The following is a 1,462-nucleotide window of genomic DNA, read 5'->3' on the forward strand; positions in this document are numbered from 1 at the left end:
AAGCTCACGAAGCCCTTGAGGCTTACCTCTTCATATTCGAGTCTGTGGGTGCGCTTGCGACCTTGACGAACTCTCAGGGAAAGCCGTCGCACCGGCTCTCTATATCGCCTTCGCTGGACGCAAGCATGCATGTCCCTGCATGTACTTTAGCGCCTGTGGAGGTTTCGTATGCCGTCGCTGATCAATACCTCGTTTACGGCCTTTGTCGGTATCGACTGGGCAGACTCCAAGCACGATGTCTGCCTGCAAGTTGCCGGTGAGAGCACTCGTCAGTTTAGCCGCATTGACCATACCCCCGAGAGCATCGAGCGCTGGGCCTTAGCCCTTCATCACGCTTACGGAGCCCCTATCGCGGTAGCGGTAGAGCTGACCAAAGGACCTTTGGTCTCAGCGCTTCAAAAGTACGACTTCATTGTTCTATTTCCAATCAATCCCACCACCTTGGCCAAATACCGCAAAGCCTTTGTTCCCAGCGGCGCAAAGGATGATCCAAGTGATGCGCAGTGGGCGCTTGAGCTTCTGATGACTCATCCGGAAAAATTCCCGGCCTTGAGTTTGCAAAGTTCTGAGATGCGCATACTGGGCAGCTTGACCGAGCAGCGGCGTCAGTTGGTGGAGGATAGGGTCAGGGTGAGCAACAGGCTCTGCAGCACCCTAAAACAGTACTACCCATTGGCTCTGGAGTTGTTTAAGGATCACGGCACCCTAGTCTTTGCCGACTTCCTGCGTCGATGGCCTTCGCTTGATGAACTCAGTCGTGCGCGTCCGGCCTCCCTGGATAAGTTCCTCGACAGCCATAACGTTCGCCGCTCGGCGCTGAGTCAAAAACGCCAGGAGTTGATCTTGAAGGCCAAGCCATTGACCGAAGATCACTCGATTATCGCCCCGTCACGGCTGTACACATTGGCCTTGGCAGATCAGCTCAAAGTGATGTTGGCCTCGATAAAAAGCTTCGATATCGAAATCGAAACACTGGCCAACTCAATGGCTGACTATAAAATCTTTCATACTTTGCCGGGCGCAGGCAAGCAGCTGGCGCCCCGTCTGATGGTAGCGTTTGGTGATCAGCGTGATCGCTTCAATGCTGCTGATGAAGTGCAAAAATACGCCGGCGTGGCACCCGTTACTGAGCGAAGCGGCAAAAAACAGTGGGTGCACTGGCGGTGGCAATGCTCTGTATTTCTACGGCAGACCTTTGTGGAGTGGGCGGGCCAAAGCGTTCGCCGGTCAGCATGGGCCGGTGAATTTTATAGGCAGCAAAGAGCCAAAGGCAGCACCTATCAAGTTGCAATCAGGGCACTGGCGTTCAAATGGATAAGGATTTTGTACCGGTGCTGGAAAACCAGCACCGTGTATGAGGAGCAGATCTATTTGAAAGCCTTGAGCAGGCACGGATCGCCTTTGTCAGAGCGCTTGGCTGAGCTGGCTGCAGATTGACGGATGACCTCAGGGTGTGAAGAGG

The 1,462-nt window shown here is 54.2% G+C and carries 1 protein-coding gene; it reads left to right on the plus strand.

Annotation, left to right across the window (positions count from 1 at the left end):
* The first annotated feature begins 168 nt into the window (after positions 1-168).
* Positions 169-1,437, plus strand: a complete 1,269-nt coding sequence (locus ACYASU_RS20355; protein ID WP_463583855.1) for an IS110 family RNA-guided transposase — start codon at positions 169-171, stop codon at positions 1,435-1,437.
* Positions 1,438-1,462 lie beyond the last annotated feature (25 nt).

The sequence above is a fragment of the Pseudomonas sp. HP_12 genome, assembly GCF_055283955.1.